This is a genomic window from Bradyrhizobium sp. Arg237L, from assembly GCF_029990105.1.
Lineage (GTDB): Bacteria > Pseudomonadota > Alphaproteobacteria > Rhizobiales > Xanthobacteraceae > Bradyrhizobium.
This window is the reverse complement of the sequence record NZ_JAQMIL010000002.1, coordinates 16,777-41,659: the sequence shown is the minus strand read 5'-3', so window position 1 is coordinate 41,659 and position 24,883 is coordinate 16,777. Positions and strand designations below refer to the sequence as shown.

Annotated in this window: 32 protein-coding genes and 1 tRNA gene; 8 read left to right on the top strand and 25 right to left on the bottom strand. The window is 61.2% G+C overall.

Annotated elements, in window-relative coordinates; translation table 11 throughout:
• Positions 1–59 precede the first annotated feature (59 nt).
• The 8 genes from OZ411_RS01320 to OZ411_RS01285 form a co-directional block, all read right to left on the bottom strand.
• Positions 60–677 carry a hypothetical protein gene (locus OZ411_RS01320; protein WP_282526471.1) on the bottom strand — a complete coding sequence of 206 codons (618 nt, stop codon included), beginning with the start codon at positions 675–677 and terminating at the stop codon, positions 60–62.
• Positions 678–870: 193 nt separating this feature from the next.
• A complete protein-coding gene (locus OZ411_RS01315; protein ID WP_282526470.1) occupies positions 871–1,542 on the bottom strand; it encodes a hypothetical protein in 672 nt (223 codons plus the stop codon).
• Between the two features lie 162 nt (positions 1,543–1,704).
• Positions 1,705–2,952, bottom strand: a complete 1,248-nt coding sequence (locus OZ411_RS01310) for a phage tail tube protein (protein WP_282526469.1) — start codon at positions 2,950–2,952, stop codon at positions 1,705–1,707.
• A 59-nt stretch (positions 2,953–3,011) separates the two neighbouring features.
• On the bottom strand, positions 3,012–3,482 hold the full coding sequence (locus tag OZ411_RS01305) for a hypothetical protein (RefSeq protein ID WP_282526468.1): 471 nt from the start codon (positions 3,480–3,482) through the stop codon (positions 3,012–3,014).
• A gap of 12 nt (positions 3,483–3,494) precedes the next feature.
• Positions 3,495–3,842: a hypothetical protein gene (locus OZ411_RS01300; protein WP_282526467.1), complete on the bottom strand. Its 348-nt coding sequence runs from the start codon at positions 3,840–3,842 to the stop codon at positions 3,495–3,497.
• A gap of 3 nt (positions 3,843–3,845) precedes the next feature.
• On the bottom strand, positions 3,846–4,319 hold the full coding sequence (locus OZ411_RS01295; protein WP_282526466.1) for a hypothetical protein: 474 nt from the start codon (positions 4,317–4,319) through the stop codon (positions 3,846–3,848).
• Positions 4,319–4,630 carry a hypothetical protein gene (locus OZ411_RS01290; protein WP_282526465.1) on the bottom strand — a complete coding sequence of 104 codons (312 nt, stop codon included), beginning with the start codon at positions 4,628–4,630 and terminating at the stop codon, positions 4,319–4,321. Before OZ411_RS01290 ends, OZ411_RS01295 begins: the two co-directional genes overlap by 1 nt.
• A gap of 477 nt (positions 4,631–5,107) precedes the next feature.
• The gene (locus OZ411_RS01285) at positions 5,108–5,710 is read right to left on the bottom strand and encodes a TetR/AcrR family transcriptional regulator (protein ID WP_028167736.1); all 603 of its coding nucleotides are present in this window, start codon (positions 5,708–5,710) and stop codon (positions 5,108–5,110) included.
• Positions 5,711–5,875: 165 nt separating this feature from the next.
• Between OZ411_RS01285 and OZ411_RS01280 the strand changes: the two genes are divergently transcribed.
• Both OZ411_RS01280 and OZ411_RS01275 read left to right on the top strand, forming a co-directional pair.
• Positions 5,876–6,517 carry an isochorismatase family cysteine hydrolase gene (locus OZ411_RS01280; RefSeq protein WP_028167737.1) on the top strand — a complete coding sequence of 214 codons (642 nt, stop codon included), beginning with the start codon at positions 5,876–5,878 and terminating at the stop codon, positions 6,515–6,517.
• Between the two features lie 84 nt (positions 6,518–6,601).
• Positions 6,602–6,997 carry a tautomerase family protein gene (locus OZ411_RS01275; protein WP_028167738.1) on the top strand — a complete coding sequence of 132 codons (396 nt, stop codon included), beginning with the start codon at positions 6,602–6,604 and terminating at the stop codon, positions 6,995–6,997.
• A gap of 310 nt (positions 6,998–7,307) precedes the next feature.
• On the opposite strand, the gene OZ411_RS01270 is transcribed toward OZ411_RS01275, so the two are convergent.
• Complete coding sequence (locus OZ411_RS01270) at positions 7,308–7,577, bottom strand: hypothetical protein (RefSeq protein WP_282526464.1); 270 nt, start codon at positions 7,575–7,577, stop codon at positions 7,308–7,310.
• Between the two features lie 218 nt (positions 7,578–7,795).
• Between OZ411_RS01270 and OZ411_RS01265 the strand changes: the two genes are divergently transcribed.
• The gene (locus tag OZ411_RS01265; RefSeq protein ID WP_282526463.1) at positions 7,796–8,176 is read left to right on the top strand and encodes a nuclear transport factor 2 family protein; all 381 of its coding nucleotides are present in this window, start codon (positions 7,796–7,798) and stop codon (positions 8,174–8,176) included.
• A gap of 256 nt (positions 8,177–8,432) precedes the next feature.
• On the opposite strand, the gene OZ411_RS01260 is transcribed toward OZ411_RS01265, so the two are convergent.
• The 14 genes from OZ411_RS01260 to OZ411_RS01195 form a co-directional block, all read right to left on the bottom strand.
• On the bottom strand, positions 8,433–9,044 hold the full coding sequence (locus OZ411_RS01260) for a DUF2190 family protein (protein ID WP_282526462.1): 612 nt from the start codon (positions 9,042–9,044) through the stop codon (positions 8,433–8,435).
• Between the two features lie 90 nt (positions 9,045–9,134).
• Entirely contained in the window at positions 9,135–10,772 is a 1,638-nt protein-coding gene (locus OZ411_RS01255; protein ID WP_282526461.1) for a hypothetical protein, read from the bottom strand.
• A gap of 106 nt (positions 10,773–10,878) precedes the next feature.
• Positions 10,879–11,544, bottom strand: coding sequence for an HK97 family phage prohead protease (locus OZ411_RS01250; RefSeq protein WP_282526460.1), 666 nt, complete (start codon positions 11,542–11,544; stop codon positions 10,879–10,881).
• Entirely contained in the window at positions 11,541–13,091 is a 1,551-nt protein-coding gene (locus tag OZ411_RS01245) for a phage portal protein (protein ID WP_282526459.1), read from the bottom strand. The genes OZ411_RS01250 and OZ411_RS01245 overlap by 4 nt, the downstream gene beginning before the upstream one ends.
• Entirely contained in the window at positions 13,091–13,297 is a 207-nt protein-coding gene (locus tag OZ411_RS01240; protein ID WP_282526458.1) for a hypothetical protein, read from the bottom strand. The genes OZ411_RS01245 and OZ411_RS01240 overlap by 1 nt, the downstream gene beginning before the upstream one ends.
• The gene (locus tag OZ411_RS01235; RefSeq protein ID WP_282526457.1) at positions 13,297–15,378 is read right to left on the bottom strand and encodes a terminase gpA endonuclease subunit; all 2,082 of its coding nucleotides are present in this window, start codon (positions 15,376–15,378) and stop codon (positions 13,297–13,299) included. Before OZ411_RS01235 ends, OZ411_RS01240 begins: the two co-directional genes overlap by 1 nt.
• Positions 15,375–15,941 (bottom strand): helix-turn-helix domain-containing protein, encoded by a 567-nt coding sequence (locus OZ411_RS01230; protein WP_282526456.1) that lies wholly within the window; start codon positions 15,939–15,941, stop codon positions 15,375–15,377. Before OZ411_RS01230 ends, OZ411_RS01235 begins: the two co-directional genes overlap by 4 nt.
• A 284-nt stretch (positions 15,942–16,225) precedes the next feature.
• Positions 16,226–16,903, bottom strand: coding sequence for a DUF6362 family protein (locus OZ411_RS01225; protein WP_282526455.1), 678 nt, complete (start codon positions 16,901–16,903; stop codon positions 16,226–16,228).
• On the bottom strand, positions 16,900–17,499 hold the full coding sequence (locus OZ411_RS01220) for a hypothetical protein (protein ID WP_282526454.1): 600 nt from the start codon (positions 17,497–17,499) through the stop codon (positions 16,900–16,902). Before OZ411_RS01220 ends, OZ411_RS01225 begins: the two co-directional genes overlap by 4 nt.
• 797 nt (positions 17,500–18,296) lie before the next feature.
• A complete protein-coding gene (locus OZ411_RS01215; RefSeq protein WP_282526453.1) occupies positions 18,297–18,578 on the bottom strand; it encodes a hypothetical protein in 282 nt (93 codons plus the stop codon).
• Positions 18,575–19,204: a hypothetical protein gene (locus tag OZ411_RS01210; protein ID WP_282526452.1), complete on the bottom strand. Its 630-nt coding sequence runs from the start codon at positions 19,202–19,204 to the stop codon at positions 18,575–18,577. Before OZ411_RS01210 ends, OZ411_RS01215 begins: the two co-directional genes overlap by 4 nt.
• Positions 19,201–19,338 carry a hypothetical protein gene (locus OZ411_RS01205; protein WP_282526451.1) on the bottom strand — a complete coding sequence of 46 codons (138 nt, stop codon included), beginning with the start codon at positions 19,336–19,338 and terminating at the stop codon, positions 19,201–19,203. The genes OZ411_RS01210 and OZ411_RS01205 overlap by 4 nt, the downstream gene beginning before the upstream one ends.
• Before the next feature lie 15 nt (positions 19,339–19,353).
• Positions 19,354–19,572 (bottom strand): hypothetical protein, encoded by a 219-nt coding sequence (locus OZ411_RS01200; protein WP_282526450.1) that lies wholly within the window; start codon positions 19,570–19,572, stop codon positions 19,354–19,356.
• The gene (locus tag OZ411_RS01195) at positions 19,569–19,766 is read right to left on the bottom strand and encodes a hypothetical protein (protein ID WP_282526449.1); all 198 of its coding nucleotides are present in this window, start codon (positions 19,764–19,766) and stop codon (positions 19,569–19,571) included. Before OZ411_RS01195 ends, OZ411_RS01200 begins: the two co-directional genes overlap by 4 nt.
• Positions 19,767–19,873: 107 nt before the next feature.
• On the opposite strand from OZ411_RS01195, the gene OZ411_RS01190 reads away from it, so the two are divergent.
• The 5 genes from OZ411_RS01190 (at position 19,874) to OZ411_RS01170 (ending at position 24,127) form a co-directional block, all read left to right on the top strand.
• Positions 19,874–20,434, top strand: coding sequence for a hypothetical protein (locus OZ411_RS01190; RefSeq protein WP_282526448.1), 561 nt, complete (start codon positions 19,874–19,876; stop codon positions 20,432–20,434).
• Positions 20,431–21,738, top strand: a complete 1,308-nt coding sequence (locus OZ411_RS01185) for a site-specific integrase (RefSeq protein WP_282526447.1) — start codon at positions 20,431–20,433, stop codon at positions 21,736–21,738. The genes OZ411_RS01190 and OZ411_RS01185 overlap by 4 nt, the downstream gene beginning before the upstream one ends.
• Positions 21,739–21,818: 80 nt before the next feature.
• A tRNA-Ser gene (locus OZ411_RS01180) sits at positions 21,819–21,908 on the top strand.
• Between the two features lie 489 nt (positions 21,909–22,397).
• Positions 22,398–22,622, top strand: coding sequence for a hypothetical protein (locus tag OZ411_RS01175; protein WP_282526446.1), 225 nt, complete (start codon positions 22,398–22,400; stop codon positions 22,620–22,622).
• Between the two features lie 428 nt (positions 22,623–23,050).
• Positions 23,051–24,127, top strand: a complete 1,077-nt coding sequence (locus tag OZ411_RS01170) for a hypothetical protein (protein ID WP_282526445.1) — start codon at positions 23,051–23,053, stop codon at positions 24,125–24,127.
• 249 nt (positions 24,128–24,376) lie between these two features.
• Here OZ411_RS01170 and OZ411_RS01165 read toward each other — a convergent pair whose 3' ends face one another.
• Together OZ411_RS01165 and OZ411_RS01160 are read right to left on the bottom strand one after the other, a co-directional pair.
• Positions 24,377–24,682 carry a hypothetical protein gene (locus tag OZ411_RS01165; protein ID WP_282526444.1) on the bottom strand — a complete coding sequence of 102 codons (306 nt, stop codon included), beginning with the start codon at positions 24,680–24,682 and terminating at the stop codon, positions 24,377–24,379.
• On the bottom strand, positions 24,679–24,876 hold the full coding sequence (locus tag OZ411_RS01160; RefSeq protein ID WP_165421549.1) for a hypothetical protein: 198 nt from the start codon (positions 24,874–24,876) through the stop codon (positions 24,679–24,681). Before OZ411_RS01160 ends, OZ411_RS01165 begins: the two co-directional genes overlap by 4 nt.
• Between the last annotated feature and the right edge of the window lie 7 nt (positions 24,877–24,883).

Genomic DNA, 24,883 nt, shown 5'->3' with positions numbered 1-24,883 from the left:
GTAGCTGACGCCGTCCTTGTCGACGGCGTTGAGCTGGAACGTCTTCTCCGCGAATGCCCTCAGATCGTCTCTGAGGGCGGCATAAAAGCCGCTTCACTGTTGAGATAGTCTGTCACCTGGACGAAGTAGCTCCCCAGCTCCGGCCGCAGGAACAGATCGGTCGCCGCTTCCACGGAGAACGCAATCGGCGCATCCTGCACAAACTTGAACACCGGGTTCGGCGACCAGCCGACGATGCGGCTGCAGACGCGGCGAACATTGCGCCGGCGGCGATCGGCGACGTCGTCGCCGTCGCCCTTCCACTTGCGGCCATTGACCTGCGCCATCTCGATCGCGCGCTCCTTGTCGAGCTGTTCACGCTGGAACTCGTCGCTCGCAGCGATGGTCTTGTCGTGAGCCGGACCGGCCAGCTCGATTTTCCAACCGGTCTTTTGCGTGGTGCCGGGAACACGGATTTCCAGCACGAAGCTATCGAGCGGCCGCGTGGCCGAGAGATCAAGAAAATCAGTCATCGGAGATCCTTTGTCGGAAGGTGGCCTGCGACGTCCGACAACGCCACGGGCCGATTGCGCGCGATCATCCTGTCGGGGAACATGGGGCGACGACGTTTGAACTATGGCCACGATGAGAGGCCACTCCGAGTCCGATAAAGCCGAGTTGCTGATGATCGTCAGCACGGACGTCCCAGCAGCTAGTTGGGATCGACCGGGTGCACGTCGGCACTCCGCTACGTCGAGTGTCGAGCTAGGGACGGAATAGCTGTCCTCAATTGAGAATTTCCGCTTATGGCCCCTGAGCGAGGCAGACCGACCCCTCTCATTCCGCGCTGGCAATAGACCAGATCTCTTTTCCGCGGAGTTTCAGCGGTGCTTATGAACTGCTGCGGACCTTGTCGGCAGTAAGCTCTGTTTGAAGCGAAGTGGAGTATTTTGCGTGCAGTTGATCAATCCGCTTTTTCAAACGTTCCGTCGTTTCGATGATGTGTTTGTCGAAATTTTCCGGATATACCGTGCGAGGATCAGACCTTAGAGGTTCCGGAACGTAGCCGTCTTCAGTGGGAGATGCATAAAGGTCAAAAATGAGGGTGCTTGTTGCGAACCGGTTGATAGATTCCGGCATCTGCGCCCCTTCGATCAAATGAGCTTTTCTGATAAGCAAATCGCGCATAAATTCGTTCTGCTTCGTCAACAACTGTTTGACTTTAAAGTTGATTTCAGGCGTCTTTTTCTCGAGCCATAAGTCGTAGATTTCTTGGCTCGTCGTCACGTAACCGTAGGCCGGACCGTACAGTTCTGAGAGCTGTCGCTCCCGATAGTCAAGCTCAGACCGCCACAGCACGTCCTCTCTCGCGTGTACCTGCTCTATTTTTTTCGTGATCTCCGTATTTTCACGAAGTTGCCGTTGCAGATCCACAAGATCGTGCTTGGTCGCCAAGTTTTTTGCCCGTTCCTCAAAATATCTTCTGGAAAATACCACCACGGTTGCGCCGACGAACGCGCCCAATATGGGTGACAAAACCGGCCAGTACTCTGCAGATGCCATCTGCCACTCCCCGCACTCTGAGGACAAGCGATGCTACACCGAGAGCGGGGCTTTCCGCCACGGGAAATCAACTTTCGGCTGCAATCGCGCAGATGCGGACGTGTGTGGTTTTGCGACGCTTCTCGAAGCTAAGCGGACATGATCGATCTATCCGTAATGTCCCTAACTGGCATTGGAGACCTGGATCTTGAGCATGGTCGGGTCGTAGGCGCTGCCGCGGGTGTCCTTACCGACCAGATCGGCCGGCACGCGGATGGTCTGCGTGCGGGCGCCGCCCTCCTTGTTGAGCGCCGACTTGTCGACGCCGGCAAGCGTGAAGTTCGGCACGCTGAAGGCGATGAAATCCTTGGGCTCGGCCTCGTTGTCGACCGCGAGAACGTGCAGCGAGAGCACCTCCTCGTTGGCGAAGCTTTGCACGTAGGCCAGATCCTTGCGCAACATGGCCAGGTTCATCTCCACGGCCATGTTGCCGCGGAAGACGTCCGGCGAATATTTCTGGGCGCCGGACCCGAAGGTGTCGGGCGCCGTCGGCCCGATATTCCAGCTCAGGTCGAACGACGTCAGCTCAACCAGGTCGGTCGAGCCGAGGCGCAAGGTGGCGTCGACAACGGCCATGGGTGTCGCCGTGTTCTCAGTCGGCGCCGGGAAAAACGGCGCGGCTGCGCCGGTCTTGGTCTCAAAACGCCCCGTACCGGTCCAGCCCGCCTCGAAGGTAATGATGCCGTTCGGCGTCATCGCGATCCTGCCGCTGCCGAACACGGCGTCGGTGAATAGCTCCGAACCGTCGATGTCGATTTCGTGCTCTTCCCAAGTGGCGTAGCGATCGACGAGCGCGCCTGCGGCCGGATTGATCAGCACGCGGCCAGGCCGCGTCAGCGTGAAAGCCGTATCCGGCGTGGCGTTTGCCACCAAGGTCTCGGCGACCGTCAGCGTCGACGGCGTGACGTCGACAATGCGCAGGTTCTTGCCGTTATTGCCGGCGGTCGCATGGTTGGTGAGCCGCCAGACATCGTGGACCTTGAAGCCAGCCGTGATCCACGAGCCCGCTGCAGCCACGATCGTATTCGCCGTGGTGGTGATCGACGTCAGGCCCGCGGTCGCCTCGGTGACCGTCAGATCCGCGGCGCTATAGGTGCCGCGCATGATGGCCTCGAGAATATCGTCGTAGGCGCCGAGAGCTAGCTCTCCGCCGGCCGTGCCAGAGGTTTTCTGGCTGCCATGGCGACCGCGCGAACGCTGGCCATCGCGGCGAACCTCGTTGCTCGCGGTAACGGCCTTTGTCATCGCGCCGGCATTGCCGGAGCCGGTGGTGCGGAAGATCTTCGCGCCGGTGCCGGTCGCCTGGGCGCCAAGCGCCGTCTGGAATTTATACGCGTAATAGCCGTTCGACTGACTCTGGTAGGTCACCATGCGTCCGCTCCTGATGCAGATGTTTGGAAGGGGCTTCTACTTAAGCGTTGCCGCAAAGCTCAGGCGGCAAACCGTTGCGTGATGAGCAGCGCCGGCTGCTCCTTGAGCGAGGACGCGCGCGTGTCGGCGTCCTTGCCCTCGATACGGCGGAAGGTCGTCGCGGCCGAAGCGCTGGTGAAGCGGACCGGCATATAGGTGAACTTGACGTCGATGACGTTGCCGTAGCGCGAGCGGATGATGGTTTCGGCCTGCTGGTAGACGCGGTCGGTGCCGGACACTCGCATGCGCAGGATCCCCACCTCGATTAGCCGCGCATACGGCACCGGGTTGGAGATCCCAAGCTGATCGCCCGGCTTCCATGCCGAAGCGTCCTCGACAACCTGACCGTTGAGAAACAGCAGATGGCTGGCACGATAGAGCCCGATGTGCGGATCATCGCCCGAACCGACCGGCGACAGGTCGCGCAGCGTCTGCAGGGCGAACTCCGCGAGCGCCCGCATGCTGAAGAACCAATAGGAGACGGTGACCACGGCGCCGGAAGGTCAGAGCAGGATATCGTCGTCGGACGCACCGTCCACGCCATCGACCGCGCGTTTCGCAAGCACGTTCCGCGCCGCCTGATCGGAAAAGTCCCGCTGCGCCAGCAGGCCGCTCAGCGACGTCAGGGATTCATGCTGAAGCCGGGCCTCCTCAGCCTCAATCGCCCGGATGAGATTGAGCCTAGCGCGATCCTTGGCAGCCGCGGCTGCAAAGCGGGTCTCATACGTCAGATCCCACGCATATCCTCGCGGCACACGGTCGCGGTAATAGGAGCCGTTGACGCGCGTTACTGTGATCCTGTCGAGCTGCTTCACTTCGATGCCCGGCACGTATTTCGTCTTGACCGGCATGCCTTACCCCCGATGGTAATAGTCGAACGGGATCGTTGCGGTCACCCGAAACCAGGCGCCATCGTCGTCGCCGGGACCGCCACCATCAACCTGTGGCGCCCAGGTTCGGACGTAACAGCCAGGCGAGACGTCGTCGTAAAACTTCTTCGCCCGGAAGATCTCTCCGGCAGCGATGGCAAGCAAGAAAGCGTCTTCCGTTCCGCCACCCACCGGGATGTAGACATGAATGCGGACGTGGCCATAGTAGATGTACTGTTGGCTGCCCGGCTTGCCGAATCCGCGATGGATAACGCCAGAACCCTCGGGCGCAATCAGCAGCCACGACGCGAGCAGCCCGTCGGTGCCCTTCGGCGGCCAGGGCGCGCCCGGCTCCTTATTGACCTCGGCGACGCGCGTGCGCGGGTTGCCACCGAGCACCCACTCGGCGGTGAACTTATCCTTGATGGCCTGCAAGGCCCCGGCGAAATCAGCGGGCATCAGGCGACCTTACAGATCCACATAGAGGGGTCGGCGACGTCGAGCACGGGCTTTCCGACGATGACGTAGGACGCGCCACTGTCGTCCTCGACAAAGCGGCCATCGCGGACCGGCTCGGGGATCTCACTGACCCGAACCGCAATGCGCTTGCCGGCTACGTTCGGCTTGGCCGCCAGCTCCACGCGCTCCTGCGAGGCCTCGTTGACGATGATGGTGCACGGCACGGCAGCGCCCGCGCCAGGCGCGAAGTAGTTCGCCTCGCGGCCGAACGTTTCCGCGAAGATGTCGGACATGCCGTCGAAAACGGACATTGGTGTTTGATTCCCCTGAGAGTGGGACGAACTAAATCGGACGCCCCGCGGCATCCGTGCTAAAGCCGGGGATGATCAAGATCATCATCATCATCGCGCTCCTCACCCCATTCCAGGCCTTCGCGCAAAGCGCTCCCTCGCCCAAAGAGCCTCGATCAGACCGCGAGCAGGTCAGAGCCGATCGAAATCGAGCGGCCGCGGAGGAAAAGAGCGCGCCGACAACGCGTCCCTGGGACAGAGATGCCGATGGCAAGAGACCATGGGAGAGGAATGCCCCTTCGAAGTAACTGCCCTGAAGCGGGTGAGGAACGCCCCTGAGAGAGTGGAAAAACCGACGTCCGCTTATGACCCAAAGGCGACGTGGCAAGTTGCCACTGCAATCAGGCGAAATCATAGATGTCCGGAGTACCTCGATGTAGAGGATAGCATTTTCGCATCGGTATCGCCTGCAGGATCAGGAAGGTTCTGCTTGTTCCATCAGTCCAGCGAGGCTGCGTCTTGGGCGGCCTCTGCCTTCACGGCGCTCTTCAGCGAACGGATCCATTCCGTGTCGCCCACCGATTGAGAGAGAAGCCGCGCTCCGATCATGGCCGCGAACAGAACCTTGGCTTCCTGATCGGACGACGCGCCGTTCGTACCGCGCGACTTCGCCAAGTGATCGAGAAACTGTGCGTACAGAGCCTCCGTCCCGTCCCTGTAGGACTCGCGCGAGGACTCGTCGGCGGCCTCGGCCGTCACGTGAGGAGCGAAGGCGATCATCGGACAAGCCTGATCGGCCCCTTTCTTCGTCAGATAGTAGTCGACGATGGCGGCCGACCGGACGCCCGGATCGTCGTACTTGCGTTCGCAGACCTGCCGCCAGGCGGCGGATGACTGCTCGAAGGTCAGGGAGAAGACTTGCTCGACGAGGGCGTCCTTGGACTTGAAGTGCTTGTAGAAGCCGCCAACCGTCATGTCAGCGGCGTTCATGACCTCGGCCACCGAAACGCTGTCCACACCGAACTCGCGGAAGAGGCGGGACGCGCACTTCAGGATCTTCTGCCGATTCTTCTGCGCCTGCTCCTGCGATGAGCGACCCATGTCCGTTGTTCCTTTCCGAACTCGATCGAGATCCGCGACTTTACGCCGGCCTCGGTCGTAAGAAACCGCCGTCCCGCAAGCAATCGTGACTGGCTAGAATAGATTATATATATTATCTATTTTTTTGAAAGTCTCCAAAGCCACGTTTTCGCGAAGGAACTCGACATGGCGACCACCTACGACCCCAAGATCACGGCGCTTCTCTGCATCGATTTCTACAACGATTTCCTCCATCCAGACGGCAAGCTTTGGCCTTCGGTCAAGGACGTCGCCGAGCAGGTGAACCTGCTCGACAATCTCCGTGCGATCGTCGTCGCCGCGCGGGAGGCCGGGATCAAGATCATCCATGTACCGCATCACCGCATGGAGCCCGACACCTACAAGGACTGGAAGTATCCGTCGCCCTATCAGTTGCAGGCGGCGAAGAACATGATCTTCGCCCGCGGTCAGTGGGGCGGCGAATTCCACGATGATTTCAAGCTCCGGCCGGGCGATCTCTGCTGCACGGAGCATTGGGCTTCGAGCGGCTTCCCCAATACCGACCTCGATCAACTGCTGAAGCGGCACGGCAAGGAAAAGATCATCTGCGTGGGTCTGCTCGCCAATACCTGCCTGGAGGCCACCGCCCGCATCGGCATGGAGCTTGGTTATCACGTCACCTACGTGCGCGATGCCACCGCTGCCCGCTCGCCCGAGGCGATGCATGCGGCGGTCAACATCGACGCGCCGACCTATGCCCATGAGATCGTGACGACCGCCGAACTGATCGCGGCGATCAAGGCTTCCCCGGCGGCGGCCGCGGCGTGAGAGGAAGCGACGTGACTGCCGATATCGAGACTGCGGTCCACTATCGGTACGTGGAGCCGCTGCCAACCGAAGGAGGTTTTTGAGATGCCCGTAGCCAAGATTCATGTGCACGAAGGTGCGTTCAAGGATAGCGAGCTCGCCGCAATCGGGACGGCCGTACAGGCAGCACTGGAGGAAGTGCTCTCGGTCCCGCCGGAGGACTACTTCCGCATCACGCACGTTCTTCCGAAAGGACAGTTCGTCCACACGCCGGCTTTCGTCGGCTGTACGTACAGCGATCGCTTCGTCCTCCTCGAGCTGACCTTTATCTCCGGTCGCCCGAAGGAGAAGCGCCTGGCGTTGCTCGCCGCGCTGAACCGGCTCGTCGTGGAGAAGGCCGGCGTGAGGGCGGACGACCTCGTCGTTCTGATCTATGAGATGCCCGGCGAGAATATCTCCTTCGGCCAAGGGCTCGCGCAGCGAGCGCATATCTCGACCTGAGGGGCTCCGCGCCCCGTCATGTCCGGCCGTGCAGACGAAATGATCGAATAGCTCGACAGTGTGCTGCAGTGCATGAGTCCGAAAATGGCCCATTGCCGAAACCCGCATTGAAGATCGCCACGTCAGCTCACCGGGTTAGACCGGGCGCCGCTCAGCGCGGCGTCAAATGCCGATCTTGACCCGTGACGGAAATTCGCGCGTGCGGCCCGGACTTAACTGTCTGCCCGAACAACCGTGAACGTTGATAGATTACGTCCATAGAAGATCATCGCTTCGGGACCTCGATAATCCTCCCACCGTAGCGAGATTTTTATCGCGGATTGATCTTCAAAGGTGATCGTGAAGGCTTCGGGCGTAGGAGCGCAACGCTTGCAACGATCTTCCCGATTTGATCACAGATGAGATTTCTGAATTGGTCGTGCCCGTCGCGCAAGCTTGTTTCGCCGGCGCTTACTTCCAGGCGCGAAAGAGCATTGATGGTCGGTCCGTCGAATTGCAGCTGCCAGTAATCCAACACGAAAGTGATGGCGCTCAGCTTTTCTCCAACGATGGCTTCAAATGGCTTCGACAGTTCGTTCATAGGTGCCCTATGGCTTCCGCATCCTCTTCTCTAGCATGCCACGTCTGACATCGCGGCCAAAGCCGATCTTACCCGGCACGAGAATATATCTGGCGGATGATCGTCCCAGGTCCGCCTCTGGCCCATAGCGGCCCGTTGCTTCCTGAAAGGAGTGAGGACGACGCCCCTTGAGAGGCGTAAGATCAACGAGACAAGAGCCACCTAAATCGGAGGTCGAGATGGACGATCGAACCATAGTGGCGGAACTCCAGCGCCATTGGAATGCTTCAGACGCAAACGATTTCGAAACCGAGCATGACATCTATCGGGAGGATGCCGTGCTCGACTATCCGCAGTCGGGCGAACGCATCCACGGCCGCAGGAACATTCAAGAGAGCCGATTTGTGCAGCCGAACAAGAAGCGCTTCTCCGTTCGGCGCATTGTTGGCGGCGGCGACCTCTGGGTAAGCGAATTCGTCCTGACCTATGACGGGGTACCGTCCTACGTCGTGAGCATCATGGAATTTCGTGAGGGATTGGTGGCTCACGAAACGCAGTATTTCGGCGACCGGTTCGACCCCGCACCCTCACGTGCGCATCTTGTCGAGCGCCTAGGGTAGATCGCCGAAGCGAGTGGGCCCGAAGCCACCCAAGGGGACCCGCAACTATTCGGCGACAGCTCAACATCGGCGTCAGACCAGGCCCGCCAGCGAATTGACGCCGAGCACATGGCCGCCGTCGGGGCCTTCATCCATGGCAAGTCTATGAGTATCGATCATGCGTTGCACGCGGCCCATGGCGTCGCTTCTCCGTTGAGAGGATCAATGAATGGTCGACGCGCCGGCCGCGCACTGGCGGCCGGCGGTCGTTGGCGGATTAGAGGCCGATCGCAATCCAATTGACCTTCTTCGCGAAGGTGGTCGCCGCGACGGGCGTAGGGTCGGTGCCGCCCGTGTTTTTCCAGGTCTTGACGACGATCGATCCTGCAACGGGCGCGCCGGCCTGATCGCCGATTTGCGCGGAAACCAGCATCGGATCATCTCCTGGATCGCTTTCAAACGAGGCGACCGCGGAAAGCACCTTCGAGAGGCCGGTGACGACAGTGTCGGAGGCGGTCGCCGTGGTAAGCTGGCCACCGACGACGCGCAGCCCGCCGGCAGGACCGTCGAGGCACACCTGGCCGATCGTATCGGCGGCGCCCGCATCGGCGAAGGCCGCGCCGATCGCGCGCGTGCCAGCGCCAGGCACGGTCGTGAAGTTCTTGCTGCCCGCATCCCAATAGAGACGGTCGCCCTTGGTCCAGGCGGCGCCGGTCGCCTTCGGCAGCTCGAACACCCCACCTGCACGATTCAGCACCAGGTCAGTGCCGGCCGCCGCGGCCGCCACCGCGATGCCGTAGAACGCACCCGCGACGACGAAATCGCCGCTTGCGGTATTGGCCAGCGCGGTCACCACAATGGTGTGGCCCGCCTCGAGATAATTGTTCATGCTCGTTGCTCCATCGGCCCGACGGCCGGGTTTGAAGTGTCAGAGAAAGCGTGAGGAGTGGCGCCGCGCCTCTGCGCGGCGCCGGGATTACTAGCCGCCGTTGCCGGGGTTGTAGGCGAAGCCGCGCCAGTCGATGGCCTTCGCCGCGAAGTCAAGGCGGCCCTTGATCTGGATGCCGTCGACCTCGAAGCCCTGGTGCTGTTCGATGAACACGCCCTCTTCACCCTCGAGGTACGAATACTCGATAGTGTCGACGGTCGCGGGATCGGCGACCAGCAGCCACTTGTTTCCGGGGATGCGCGCCTCCGTGATGGGATCGAGCGCGTTCTGGAACACGTTGACGTCGCTGGAAGCGGACGGCGTGACCGCCGTCACCATCTTCTGCGCTTCGACCCGCTTCGCCGTACCCGTGAGGATGAAGCGCGGCATCAGGTTGAGGTACTCGCGATCCTCGCCCTTCTTGGCAAAGCCGCGCTGGTCGCGGATCGCCTTGTCGGCAAGGCCCAGATTGGTCTCGTCGATCGGTGAAGCATCCATGAGGTTGCCGTGCTCATCAGAGAACAGCGCTTTTCCATCGCCCATGTTCGGATTGTTCAGGATGATATCGTAGACGGTCGACGATTCCAGATCGGCAGCGGCGCGGCCAACCATGGTCGGAATACGATCGAAGGCGCTCAGATCGTCGTTGATCAGCGACTGGCGGGTGATCGCGACGATACGGCCGAAGGTAGAAAGCGCGTACTGTTCGACGCCGTCGGTCAGGCCGCCGTAGCTGTACTCCTGCCCTTCCCGCACCTTTTTGAACGCCGGCGCGGCGGAGAGCTGCACCACCGATTTCGCCTTGAAGTCGGGATTGTTCGACTGGCGGCAGAAGGCCTTGAAGGTCTGCGGCGCCGCGGCGTAGGCGGCGCGGAGACGCTTGGAGGCGACATTCGCCAGCAGGTTGGCGAAATCAGACGTCGAGTGCATGCCGCCGCGGGTGCCGAGCCCGAGCAGCACGCCGGCCAATTCGAGCCGGGACAGGCCGCGAAGCCGCACGCCCTGCGTCTCTTCAATGAAGTGCCGTCCGGACTCGAGCAGCGACATGCCGCGATAGTTGCGCGCCATCTCGCGCTCCGGCGCGTTCGCCGGGATCGCCTGCGGGTTGGCACGCAACAGAACCGAGGCCTCGATCGCCGTGCGGATGGTATCGCCCTCGTCCTGGGTGATCCGAACGTGCGGGTTCTGCCGACCAGGAGCCCGCTGCGCGGCGAGATCCTGCAGGCGATCGGTCGCCTGCTCAACGGACCGGACGGCAGTGTCACCGATCACAGTGACCGAGTCCGCGGCCGTGAGGCCGAATGCCAAGGCACGCGCGTTGACGCGGCCGATGTCCGCAGCGCTCCACGCATGCGCTGCCGGCGCCGGCGGAGCGGCAGAACGCGCCTCCTCGGCCGCAATCTGCACCTGCACCCCGCTGGCCTGACGAACCAGATCGGCGTGCTCGCCTTCGATGCGGGTGACATCGGCCGCCGGCATACCATCCTTGATCTCGGCGATCTTGGCCTCGGCCCGCTGGACGAGTTCGGCGTGCTGGTTGCGGAGCGCGAGCAGCGCGGCGTTCGCCATCACCAGCGTGTGCTGATCGGCGAAAACGACAGCCGCATGCGCGGCGTCGCTAAACAGGTACGCAACAATGGCGACGACGGCGAGGACCAAGGCCGGCGCCGCCCATTTGTGGATCTTCATCTGGAAGTTTCCTTCTGAGGGTGAAACCGGGGCAAAGCGCCTTCGTCCTGCGGCCCCGGTGATGGCGCAGGCGGCTACTGAGAACGCGGGGAAAGGAACTGCGCGGCTAGCGCGACAATTTGAGCTGGCGCATACGCATGCGAGCGCGTGCAGACAGCGGACCGGCCGGCGCCGGCGGAAGATCACGGACAATGATGAGCGGATAGCGCGCCATTTGGTCCGCGCTCCGCACCTGGGCGCCGGCGTCGGCCGGCACCGCGACAAACGAGATTTCGTGCGGCGTCCACTTCGTCACGATGCGCTTTTCGACGTCCGTGACCTTTTGCGGCGCCTCGGTCCGCACTTCGTCGATCGTATAGCCGACGGACACGTTCCGGATGATCTTCTCCCGCACCATAGAGAACATGCGGTCCGCGGCTTCGTCGATTCCTGTGCTTGGAAACCGAATGAGCGCCCGCCCCTCGCTGCCGGCAATCCATGCCTTGTCGACGACACCGACCTGCGAATAGGTCGACCACATCGAATGGCTGTCGAGGGCCGGCCCGCCGGCATTGAGCCGGTCAAGGTTCACGGCGTCGCGCGAGACGGTCAGGATCTCATCGAACGGCACGGCCGAGTCCCAACCGGTCCAGCGCATACGGCGAACCGACGCGCCCGTGGTGAAGACAACCTCAACGGTCCGGCTGTCCTGGCTGACGTCGGCGATCGGCACGTCGGCGCGCGTTTGCATCGGCAGGCCATCGGGCGCGCCATTCGCTTTCTCGGGCTTCACTGGTCGTTCTCCTCTGATGTGACGACGTCCTTAGGCTTGGCCGGATCCTGGCCGCCCTTGTCCCCGGGCGCGCCCCCGCTCAACCCGGCTAGCCCCGGTGCCGCAGCGGGATTGAGTCCCGCCTCTTTCAGCTTCGGCAGCCACTCCTTGATCTCGGCGAGCAGTTCCTCCGGATCGTAGCCACGCGCTGCGACCATCTCCGCCCAGGACTCGAGCCCGAGCGCGAGCTCGCCGGCCGCAGCCTTGAGATCATCGGCCGGATTTACCCAGGGGCGCTTCGGCATGGCGTGCTTGGCCGGCGTGTCCGGAGAGACCTGCAGGCCACGGGCGGCGGCGGCGCGCATCACCCGGCCCCAGGCCGGCCGGCAGATCTGGGGCACGGCCATGTGCCACTGGATCTGGTCGAGCCCCGCCCAGAAATCGATCTTGCCCTCGCGCATTGATGTGAAGTTCACGTTCCGCAGGTTGCCGGTCAGCGTCGCGAACGGAAGGCCGATGCCGGCGGCGAATGCATACTGCTGCCGCTCCATGTTGCCGTCGTCGGGCGCCTCTGGCGGCTTGGCCGGGGTGATGTCGCCCTCGCCTTCGACGTAGGCGATCATGCCCGGCGAGATTTTCTCAATGCGCCGGTTCTTGTTGTCGCTCGATTGATCGGCGGCTTGCGCCACACCTGTCATCGCCGTGCCGCCGCGCCGCACGAATACGGTGAAGCACGCCGCGATCTTGCGGCGGACGAGATCGGCTTCCTCCGCGTCGGCGACATCGCGAAAGCGCAACATGCTCGACGCCAGCCATGGCACGCCGGTCACCTGGCCTGCACGATCGACGCGGAACACGTGGTCGCAGAATTCCGCCGGCACGCGCTCCGATTTGAAGTTGGCGCGGCGGATCATGGAGACCTCGCCCGGATGCGTCGGGAACAGCCAATAGGCGACGCGCCGGCCATAGCTGTCATATTCGACGCCGTGAATCACGACGTTGCCGCGGCCGTTGTCGAGGATCTCGGTTTTCGTGGTGTCGAGGAAATCGTGCTCGAGCACCTCGCATTGCAACGGGACCTTGAGCCCCATGTCGGACGGCCGAGGATACCAGCGGAGGAACGCGGCGCCGCCCTCGAACACTTCGCCGATCAGAGACGCCTGGATGCCATAGTAGTCGGTTAGTCCCTCCGGATCGCAGTTGTCGGCAAAGGCGTTGAAGGCATCCTGTGCGACCTGCTTCGCGCGCTTGCCCTTGACAGCTGCGCGCGGGACGATGCCGGGACCGATCAGGTGCGCCTTCCATTTGCGCTTGCCGTTGATGGCCCATTCGTTGTTCCGGCACAGATCCCGAGACCGCGCCACGATGGTCTTGAGCGCCGGCGCCAGTTCGGCGTTCGCCGAGGAACCTGTTACGCGCCAGCCCTCGGTGCGACGATCGCGGCGAGCCGCGTCATAAGCGCGCGCGGACATCCGCGCCTGCTCGAGGCTCGCCTTGGCATGCAGTCGCCGCAAGCCCCACTCAGGGAACGCCGCGGCGAGACCGCGCTCGAGGAGATTGAGATCCATCAGTCCCGCCCGAAGACAGCCAGGGTCGACGGCGTGTTGCGCGTCGACGACGTGCCAGCCAGATCGGCCTCGGCGAACGCCAGCGCCTTCAGCATCTGGTCGATCGACTGATAGGTGACTGCGCCGGAATCGTACTCGACACGCTGCACGCCTTTAGCGATTGCTTTCTTGAGCCGATCGACATCGGCTTGCGTCAGGGCTGCCATCAGAACTTCACCTCATAGCCATCGAGCCAGCCTTGCGTGGTGTCGCTGGGCTCTTGCTGCTCGCCTCGTTCCTCCGCCTTGCGCCTGGCGATCGCAGCCTGAGCATCCTTGGCGTCGATCGCCGGCGCGGCCGCGCGCGGCGTGAACAATGACGGTTCGGACAACTCGGGCGGCAAGCCGCGCGCAATCGCCAGCGCCGCCCATTGCTCCGGCGTGGTCGAGGACACGCCGAGATATTCGGCCAGCGCCATGTTGCCGACGCGGCAATCGTGGAAGTGGTTTTCCCGGATCTTCACCCATTGCTGGGTGACGGTCCGGCCGCGATACTTCACATCCTCGAGCTGCTCGCCGGTCAGTTGCTTGAAGTAGACCTCGTCGCACCAGTCGCCGAAATGGCAGTAGCTGTCGGGCGCGATCGGCTCGGCCGGCGGCCCCGGAATCTCCTGCCGCAGGTCGCTGTAGAACGAGGCCTTGAGCGGCCACGTTCCGATACCCCAGACCTTGGCGCCCTGGCGGATCTTCTTGCCGTCGAGGTCGATATCGACCAGCGTCGGCTGACCAAGGGCTGGGCGCCCCCATCCGGGAAGTCCCTTCGTCGCCAGGATCAGGTCGCGCCCGGTGTCCGGATGCGGCCGCTGGTTGGCGCGCGCGAAGGCATAGACGACGTTCGCACGGAAACCGGAATCGATGCCGAGCGCATCGATCTTGCGCATGCGACCGAAGGCGTCCGGAAACTCCCGATCGATGGTTTCCTTCTTCAACTGCTGGAAGACGGCGCCGGTCGCCTGCGACGTATCCCCGTCGATGTACAGCGCCTCGACGCACCAGGTCTCGCGGTTCGGCGCAATCGCCATCACCTCGAGCCAGAGGCCGCGCATCTGCACGTCGGCGAAGGCGACCAGGATCAAGCCCTGAGGTGGCACATGGCCGCGCTTGAGATGCTTCTCGACGCGCGCCAGCAGTTTCTCGTGATCCGGCGCGTCGCCGCGATACTTGTGCGGCAGCGCCAGCACCAGGTTGTTATAGGCCTTCTTCTCGATTTCGGATTTCGCGCCAAGGCGGTCCTCCGCGATCGCCTCATAGCTCATCATCATCGAGATGAACGCATCGATGTGAAAGCCCGGGTGATCGGTCACCTCGGGATGCTTCGCGACCCAGCGAGCGCCGGACGATGGCTTGATGGCGATCACGCGCTCGGACTCGGTGATCAGATGCCCGCACCGGCATTCGTATTTGGTCCTGTGCGGATGCTTGTCGTCGACCCGGAGGAATTCATCCTGGTGCACGAACGGCTGCCGGCACTCCGGACAGATGCAGTTCCAGAAACGCTGATCGGATCGGCGGAACGAACGGTCGATACGGCAATGGCCGTCGCCCTCGCCGAGCTCATCGCCGCTGTCGACTTCGGGTGTCGAGATCTCGAGGATCTTCCAGCTCTTGGTACGCCGGAACGCTGTGAAGCGGCCAAAGAACAAATCCTCGGGATCGCCATACCCGGGAATGTCCTGCCACTTCGACACTTCGTCCTTCACGCCCTTGCGGACCGTCTTCGACGACAGATCCATCACCGCGTTGGCGTTGGCAAGCGCGAGGTAGCCGCCGGAGAATTTCTTCTCATAGGTGGTTGACCCGGCAGAGGAGCGTGAGGTCTGCGGCAGGATCACGGTCCGCTTGATCTTCTTGTGCCAGGCATCGATCAGCGGCTGCAGCTTCTGCGAATTGAGATCGCGCAGCGCGTCGATGTTCGGCATGCCGTAGAGGATGTTCGCCGGCTCGCGATCGGCGATGTACAGGCACCAGCCGAGCGCCAGGATCGAGGCGCCGGTCTGCTGTGCCTTACGGACTGTGACCAAGTTGCAGGGATGGTCGTCGGACAGACAGTCGGCGATCTCAGGCAGGTACGGCGCGCCATCGGCGCTCCAGAGCTCGCCGGCGTGCTCACCGTCGACCAGCACCAGATTTTCTGTCAGCCACTTCGAGAACGGCACCGGCACTGGGGGACGGATGGAATCGCCGAGCGAGCGAGCGACCAGCTCACGCGCGTTGCGATAGGCAGGCACATTCAGCGCCGGCGCGTTCATGCTGATGCCTCGGTGCCGGCGCCGGTGTGGCCGCGCTTGGAGTTGACGGCGACGGATTCCAGGGCGTCGGCGATTTCGGTCTTGAGATCGAACGAGATCTTCTTCACCAAGACACGCAAGCCATGCACGCCATCCTTGCCGACGGCCGCTGCCATCTCGTCGCAATGGCTCAACAGGCGGTCGACCACACGCGTGATCGCGCCGCCGCACTCGCTGAGCGCCGCCGCGAGCTCCGCCGCCTCGACCAGCTCGCCCTTGTCCTGGGCGAGACGGATGCGCGCACGCTCGGCATCGATCCAGATCTTCTGCCGGAGCCCTTCGTCATAGGTCTCGCTGGACTTCACGGAAGCGGTCGACGAAGCGGCGGCCGTCGCCTGCGCCTTCGACGGATCGCCGTAGCGGCCACGAAGCTCATCGAACTGGGCGACGTTCACCGCGGACACACGCCCCTGCCCGTCGCGCTCGACAACGAGGCCGTGCTGGTCGACGAGCTGCTTGACCTTGCGCGAGATCGCCGGCTTCGACACACCGTCACGCTTCGCGATCTCGGCAATGCTGAGCATTACGGCCCGCGGCGGGGCGTTAACGTCTGAAACGGCTGCCGTTAACATCGTTAACCGTGAAATCTGACCTGATCGACTGGAAAAATCCCGGGATGGACTGACCTGCGATGCTTGGGACGCGGGGAAGGACCCAAGACCCCCTACCCCACGCCAAAAAGAAAGGGCCGCTTGCGTTGGCCACAAGCGGCCCTAGTCGCTGCGTATTCCATCTCACATACCCAAAACGAAAACGCCCGCGCGGCGGGTGCCGGCGGGCGCAGTGATACGTTCAAGCTGAAGCCTGCTCAGGCCGCACTCTCTTCCAGGCCCAGCTTGCGGCGGCGCTCTCGTTCCCTACGCCGGCGCCGGTTGGTCTTCGCCAAGAACTTCGCGAACAATGCTATGGCCTGCGGCGAGTTGAGCGTGTCAACGGGCCTATCGCCATCGAAGATCGCGAACGTTTTGTTGGGAGGCGGCGGGCTGTCGTCATCTATCGCCAGCGTATTCGTAGAATTACCCAAAACCGGGTGTTTCGGTAACATCCAAATTTCATCCGGATTACGCAACAAGACCTTGTTGTTGCTAAGATTTGTGGAAATAGCCTGAAAGACCGCGCCGAGACGGCGGTAGGCTGTCATTTTCACCAGACCGACATCCCGGCACCACTTCGCGAATGAGAGGTTGGACGTCTGGCATCTGGCCCAGACCCAGACCAGCCGACGGCAGTCCTCGTCCTGGATAATTGCGGCGGTCCACGTGAGGACCTCGATGTATCGGCTGATCGCGGCCGCCGAGGGCGGGATCCGCCGCATCCGCATTTCGCGCTCTTCGGCGAGCCGCTTGGTGCCCCACCCGTTCATGTCCTCGAAGCTATGAACATACCCAGGCCAGTAGCCGGATTTACCGGCCACGCCCCCGCGCGGCATGCGGCGCTCGGTGTCGGTGGCTTCAATGAAGCGAGCTCGAACGATATCCGATGTCATAGCAGCTTTCCTTGGTCATTGAGGTCGAAGGTCTGGCTCAAGTGCGCGTACAACATCGTCGCGATCGCCGGCCGCGGCTGCGCGGCCCGTCTGTTGGCCTTGGCACGGGCCCGCATGTCCGAGAGGTCGGCGCGGTCCATCGCGTCCAGCCAGTCCGTGGTTGCGGTCCATGTGGGGTGCGCCAGCACGATATCCGAGATCGCCCACATTGTCGGCGCGACGAGCTCAAGACCGTTATTCTCGGTCTCGACGATGGACCGCAGCACGATGGTGAGGTGCGCGGGGCCGTACTCGGCGAGAATCCTCTCCATCGTCCGCACGGCGCAAGTCTCCCCCACCCCCCGACGTTTTGTCGTCGGGATGATCTGGATGCCGAGATCGGCGCAAATCTGGGTGAGCCGCGGCGTCATTACTTCGGCTCCTGGCTTCTGGACAGCATCCGTTTGGCTATTGCCGAATTGATGCCGATCGGACACGCCGACCCTGAAATCATTGTGGTTTTCGCGGACTTTCTCCCGCCGAGTGTCGCCCTTTTCTTGCGACTCTTCTCCGAGCTCTCGCCGACCTTTCTCTGAGTTCTCGCCGACTTGCTGCAACGATTCCCTCCTCGGTCGTGGAACGATCGTTGACGTGTCGTGGAACGATCCCGGTCAAGTCGTTGAACGATCGTTGATGTCGGATGTAGCGTTTTCAGTAGGTTGACCGTTTTTTCGGGCCTGTTTCGCTTCGGCTGCAACCTGACAAGCGCGAGATTTCCGAGCAGGCTGCGCACGGCTTTTGTCACGACCGGTTGGTTATGAATCCTACGGGGCCGCGTCGTCAACGATCTGAAGAAAACCTATCAACGATCACTGGACTCGATCAGTAGAGCATCTCGTCGACGACGCGACCGCGCCCTCTATCCACAATGGACAGTGTCGATCCTTTCTTGCTTCACGGTCTCGCGTCATCTTTCACCATCTCTCCGCTGATCCTCTTGTTTTCGTCCCTTACCTTGAGTTCAGAGCTTGGAGTGGGGCGTAGCTTGCCCGTCGCCGGACAAGCTATGTTTCCTCTTACCTTCGAGACGAGGCTTCTCGGAGACATAGTCGGATCAACACAACCTTGATCAGGTCAGCCGGGGTTACGTTGTCGGCTTTACGTGCACTTGCATCGCAACGGGACGTTGGCGCGTCGCGGATCCGATCGCTTCGCGCCTATCTGAGGGTCGGCGCCAGCCGTTGCCCTCTCCTGAGCCGGTCACCGACCGGCCCTCTATCGTCATCGCCGGTTCATCACCGGGTTCGGTCCCTCCAGGTCGCGCCCCGGATGAGGTTTCTCGCTCCAAACGGTCATCGCCTGATGAGGTTTCGACCTATGCCCGCGCACACCGCGCGAGTCGCACGCGGGTACGTCAGGCGGCCCGGCGAGCCGTCTGGTGATGGGTTTGAATGGCGCGGGTGGCCGCCCTGCGATCGGGGAATAGGCCGATCAGCATCCGGTCGGAGGTGAGCGCAGCAACCTGTCGGGGCTCATCAACCAGGAAACCCAGCAGTCGCTGGCCGTCGCAAACGCTGGCCTCTGATTCCGCAGTAGTGTAGTCTTTTGCCCGTGCACATCCGCTGGTCTTAGGGTCAGCAAGACCGCCTCCGGAGATCCGACCGGGGGCGGTTTTTTTCTTGGTGCCGGCGCTCATTTCAGCACCTCTGCGAGCCGCTCGTTTTCCATGGCCTCCAATTTTGCGGCGATGCCTTTCGGAATGTGCATGCGGTTGCCGTCGCGCCCAATGATCACGTCGTCGGGCAACTCCATGATTTTGAATCGGTGCTCGCCGGACTCGCGCAATATGGCCGCGACGAGATTGAGACAGTTTCGGCGCACGACCTCGATGACGGTATCCGGGGCACCGTTCTCGCCTTGCTGGCGGATCACGACGTCGGCGAAGTTTTTGCCGAGGTGAACGGCGATCGCGGTCTGGCGGGGAATGGCAACGGCCTCCTCGTTCCAGTCGAAGGGGGCTCCGCGAATAACTGCGGCCGTGTCGAACTTGTCGCGTGTCGCCTTTGGCACGTGCATGCCATCGGCGATCAACTCGTTCTCGTCGAATCCGACATCGACGATCCTGTACCGGTGCTCTCCGGCTTCACGCAAAATCGCGCTGCCGAGGTCGACGGCGTAGTTTGGCCGGACGCTGATGAGGCGATCCTTGCCGTCTGGGTTCTTCTGACGAATCACGGCATCGCCGCGCTCGTTCCGGTAGACCGCGACGGCCCGCTGCTCCGACAGAACGACGCTGTCGCCGGTGTCCCAATCGAAGCTCATTTGCGCACCTCGACACGGAAGGTGCTTGCAACCGATTCGCCGTCGTCGTATTTGGAAGTTCCAGGAGCCAACCAGCCCTGAACTGTGCGATTTGCCCTGCCGTTCGCCGCGGCGGGGTTTTTCATTTCTGGCATCGTCTTTCGTCCTCCTTAGTGCACTGCAAAAGAGGCCGGTGCGGCCCATTGCAGCGCGATGTTCGGGTTCATGAGGTGTTGCGCCAGGATGGCATCGACGGCGCCACGCCGGGTCTTGTGGACGCCGATGACCGCCGCGTCAGGACCGCGGGCGACCCATTTTCGGGGAATTCGCTCGATCGTCCCGAGGATCATGTAGCCGAGGGAAATGGGCTGATATCGATCGCCGCTCATCGCAGGCCCAACTTTTCCCTAAGCGGCGCCGTCAGGATGGCCTTCTTTTTCCCGAACTCGATCACCTGGATCTCACCTCGCCGGATGGCTTCGTAAACGCCGCTTCGCGTTAGTGGAAAGATGCGTGATCTATGCAGTTCGTCTGGCGTGATGGTGAACCTATCGAGCAATTCCTTGATTTCAGCCTGCGTCACAAGCAGTCCTCCGAATAGTGTTGCGATGGCACTATTCGTAAACTGATTTGCCCGTATCCACAATAGTGTTGCTGGACAACTACTATTCCGGCTTGTAGCCTGTGGTTATGTCCAGTCTCAAAGCCTTCCTTCCCAAGCTCTCAGAGATTATCGGTATTTCCGCCGACGCGCTCTACAGCCGGCAACGGGCGCTTGTTCAGCTGGGTGTGCTAAATGCCAAGCCTGGACGCGGCCCCGGTAGTGGTGCGCCGCTCGAGGCTCACAATCTCGCGGCTCTGCTGTTGGCGCTGCTGTGCGCTGACAGCCTTCAAGAGACTGACGATAAGGTTCGGCTTCTCTGCGAAGCTCGTCCGACGGACGTGAAGAAGTGTCGACTAACCGGCGCGACAACGCTCCAGGAAGCGGTCGCGATGCTACTCACGAATCCAGAATTGCTAAAGAAGATTGACGGTATTTCGGTCCACCAAGGCCCGCTATTCCCTCAACATTCATTGCCTCATCTGAATTGGTACGCCGCGATCTACTATGCCCGAGGCACAATGGTCTCGAGCTTTGAGGCAAAACAGCAGCGGGCGGATCTGCTTCCCGCTGTCCGCATTCAGCTTAGCACTGACCATGCAACTCTCACGCGGATCGCGCACGCATTCGCCGAGGAGACCGCACAATGACCGACAAAAATGCCCGTCATTCAAAGCGCTCCTACGGAGACGGCAGCATCGATCAGCGTGGTGAGGACGTTTACAGATTGCGCTATCGTGTCGACGGCCGGCGCTTCACGAAGACGTTCAAGGGCAAACTCACCGACGCTCGCAAGGAACTTAGGCGCCTCCTTCGGGAGGGCGATACCGGCGACCATGTCGAGCCCAGCAAGCTTACGGTTGGGCAATGGATCGACACGTGGATCGCGGCCGGCGCGCCGGGCCGCCGGAAGAAGAAGGTCGGCCAAAAGACCTTGGAGCGGTACGAAGAACTGCTGCGGGTGCACGTGAAACCTAAGCTTGGCGCGATCCGCCTCCAGAAGCTTCAAGCAACGGAGGTTGACCGCCTCTACACTCATCTCGATGAGCTCGTCGATGAGAGCGGCGATCGTCAAATCGCTCCGATGACGCTGCACCATGTGCACGTCGTGCTAAATTCCTGTCTGTCGACCGCGGAGCGAAAGGGTCTGATCCTCGCCAATCCCATGCGACGCGTCGAGCAAGTCCCGAATCCCCAAGAGCAGATCCTCGATGACGAAGAGGCCGATGCTGATGACATCGGCGAGGGCCTGGACGACGTCGAGTTGGCCCGACTCATCGCCGGCTTTGAGCGGTCCAGCCTGTACCCCGTGGTCGTGCTCGCCGCTGCCACTGGCGCGCGCCGCAACGAGCTCTTGGCGCTTCGCTGGATCAATCTCGATATCGACAAAAAGACGCTCCGGATAGAGCGCGCATGGGAACAGACCAAGAAGTTCGGCCTCAGGCTCAAGCCGCCCAAGACCAAGCGCGGGCTGCGCACCATCGAGCTTGATGATGCGACCCTAACCATGCTGCTCAAGGAGAAGGAACGGCATCAGCGGATTATTGCCGGCATCCCTGACGGCCCTCACGTCGACCTTTCCCTGATCAAGCTGCCTGCCGGCGCCCTGATGTTCCCGGCGGTCCCTGAACCGGGCGAGGACTTCGATTTCACCAAGCCGCGCAACCCGCGCAACTTCTCCAAGGAGTTCGCCCGCCGGGCAGACCATCTCAGGGAGCAAGCCCGCAAGGCCGAACTGCCCAGCTTCGCCAAGACGCGGTTTCACGACCTGCGCGGCATCCATTCAACCGCCCTCCTCGATGCCGGCATCCCGGTTCATACGGTGGCTCAGCGCATTGGTGACGACCCGGCGGTCCTGCTTCGGAACTACGCCAAGCGGAAGCGGTCGAAGAAGGCCAATCAGTCAGTCGCGGCCGCGATCGCGGCAATCGCATCGGGTTTTCTTGGGAAATAAGCTGCCTTGGGTCCAACTTGGGTCCACGTTCGCATTGCGTTCGATCAGACCTTACGGTAAGTGATTGAAATTACTGATCTGGAAGGGTGGCCGAGTGGTTTAAGGCACCGGTCTTGAAAACCGGCGTGCCCGCAAGGGTACCGTGGGTTCGAATCCCACCCCTTCCGCCAGTCAAGGCCAAAAAGCCAATAATTTCAGTATTTTTCGGTTTCGACTCACCCAAAGCAACTAACCAAACCATTTTAACCACAGGGGGGAGCGTCGTGGGCGAGATATTTGCGAGGGTGAGCCCGGAAAAAGGGCGTCGAACTAGTTGACGAGCGGGCGGCGAAACTTGAGGGCGTCGGAGCGATGACGCCTACTTGACGCGTGGGATGCTTGCGCTCGCTGTGACCCTGCCCGGTCCAAATCCTCCCAAGGTCGGCGTTCTTGGTGGAGACGCACACTTGCCTATTGTGAAATGGGAGGTCGGAGCCTCGGTCTTCACCGGGTGGCCGGTGCTAAGTCTCACGATGCCCTCGGGTATCCAATTGACGTTTGAACTCTGGCCTGACGGTGCGAAGCAATCGGGAGCGGCCTTGCAGTCGCGGGGGGCAAGGAACTCCCCCTGAGCGTTCGAGCGGCACCGTCCACTAGCTTTAAGTGTGCAGGATTAGATCATGCCAAAGGCAGGTGCACGAAAGATATACAAAGGGGCTTTAGCGGAGCCTATCCCTGAATGGACCGTGCTGACAGAACCGACCGACGACGAGCTTTGCAAGCTGCACGACGAAAAAATGAGGGCGCCGTTTGTTCACTACAAACTCGATCCCACAGACGCGTTTGAATTCGATCCTGTCAAAACCGCGATTGCTTGGTCCAAACTCGCGTGGCATTTGGCCTAGGGATCATGTTCCCGGCTTCAGTGTGCCACCACGAAAGCGCGGCAAACCTGCGACGTTGACTGACGAAAATGTATCACTCGCCATGCATGTCGAACTCTTAAAGCGCCGAGACGGATTGTCTGACCGAAAAGCAATTGCGCCCATGATCCTGCCGCCCCAGATGACTTCCCGCTTCTTGGTGCTTGGGCCGCTGCTACGTTGGCCAATGATCCCTGCGGTACTTTGGTCCGCTTGCTCAGGGCGGTTATGGCGGATAGGTTCGCGCCGTCATGAGCGATACCCTCAAAAATCTCATCAGCGCCGCAGCCCCTCCTATACGGAGGCTAAGACAGCACCGAAACGACCTGCTTACTCGGGTTGCAGTGCTTGAGTCTGAATGTTCGCGCCTCAAAATCACTCGCGATGACCTACAAACTAGAGTCACTCAGTTGGAGGATGAACTCAAACTGTGCTGGCTGCGTCACCGCCCTCGCGAGCATTCGGCGTCTGTCATTGCAACATCGGGACAGTCGCAACACCGTTCGAGCACGGATTTCATAGAGCGCATCATCCGGTCCTATCGCGCCGCGATAGCCACGGGAGATAAAGGATCCCCGACTTCGATGTGGGAGGGTCCTCTCGCCGAGATAAAACACAAGGAACATTCGACCTTATTAGACGGCGACGTTAACGTCGTCGGCGAGATGCTGCACAACCCAACTCATTCAATGTTGTGCTACGGTTTCGACGAACTAATGTTGTTTGTAGAAGGCAGAACGGACCCGGCCTCTGCACTGGTTAAGACGTCAGAATGGCTCTACGACAACCTACGCAGGCTCGCCGAATCCGTTGGTGCGATCCGTCTCGCGAACCCAGAGAACTATGGTCACCACAGCGACCTGGATCCAGGTATTGAAAATATCCTTTCGAAGCTAGACGATCATTTCGGTGTACGCGTGGCCTTCCCTAATCCTTATGCCGGCGAGGTAGGTCTAGCCACATCACGCGGCATTGTGAGTTACCGGACTATTCAGGCGATCTATCAAGCATGGCGTGCGGTCAACCTCGCGACAACTCCTCGGGTACTGGAGATAGGCCCCGGCCTCGGTCGTACAGCGTTTTATCTCAAGCTGTTCGGGGTTGGGGATTACGTTGGAATAGACATCCCGCTGTCGAATGTTGCACAAGCCCATTTCCTCGGAACTACGCTAGGCGAGAGTACCGTTCGCCTCCATGGTGAAAAACGCGACGGATTTCAAATCGTACCAGATAGAGTCCTGACCGAGTTGGAGGGGCATTTCGATGTTGTGCTTAATGCAGACTCGCTCACTGAAATCGACCGCGCAACTGCAACAACGTATTGGCGTTTCATTGAGAAGCGATGCGGCGTCCTTTTATCGATCAATCACGAAGACAATCCGTTTACCGTTCGTGATCTCTACAGTGGCAACACATTGCGAGTTGAGCGATACCCGTACTGGATGCGTCGCGGTTACGTTGAAGAAGTCGTGAGGTTTAAAGCATAGTGTCAACGAAGAGAGCGCCAGAAGAAGTACTCGCGATGACATCATGGGCCTTCACGAGAGGATTCGGCGAGAATGGTTTTGAACCAGGACGCCGCCGAGACGTGGTTCGAGGAGAATGATCCCGAAGGCGTTGCATTCTGTCGGCAATATCGCCGGCCCGCTTCATGTCCCGTCCCGCTCAAAGCGGGTCAATTGCGCCGATAGAGCGACGACGAGAGTTGCTGTATCGTTGCCTGCCATGATGTGCGCCTAATTCGGCTGCCCGCTCGGCTTTTCAGCTTGCAGGAACGAAAGTTTCGCTGGATCCGCTTCTAGTGCGCGCTCTTGGCCTCGAAGAATGTTCTCGGCGACCGTGAAGGAGCGCACGGACACTGCGTGAGCATCCCTGATCCACTGCTCGAGCAGTTCCCGGGAAAAACAGTTCATGTCGATCAGCTCAGTCGATGCCGAACGTATAGCTCGAACGGTTGGATCGCGCTGGCGTTGCCGATGTTCTTTACGAACTGGTCTAGCCAGGCGTTGCCCCAATTTCTCGGCATCGGCTTTTGGGGTCAATATCCGTGTTGCGCGGTCGCCGTGCCGACGCTGTTGCCGGTGCCGTGGTCGATATTATCGACCGAACTTGCGCCGTTGGTGTAGCGCGCAATTTCAAATGTCACCCCCTCCCGCGAACTGAAATCACAGCCGAATGCCGCCGATCGGCCTGGATTGCTCGTCCGGCCATTCCGGACGCCGATACCGCCGCCCATAGACGGC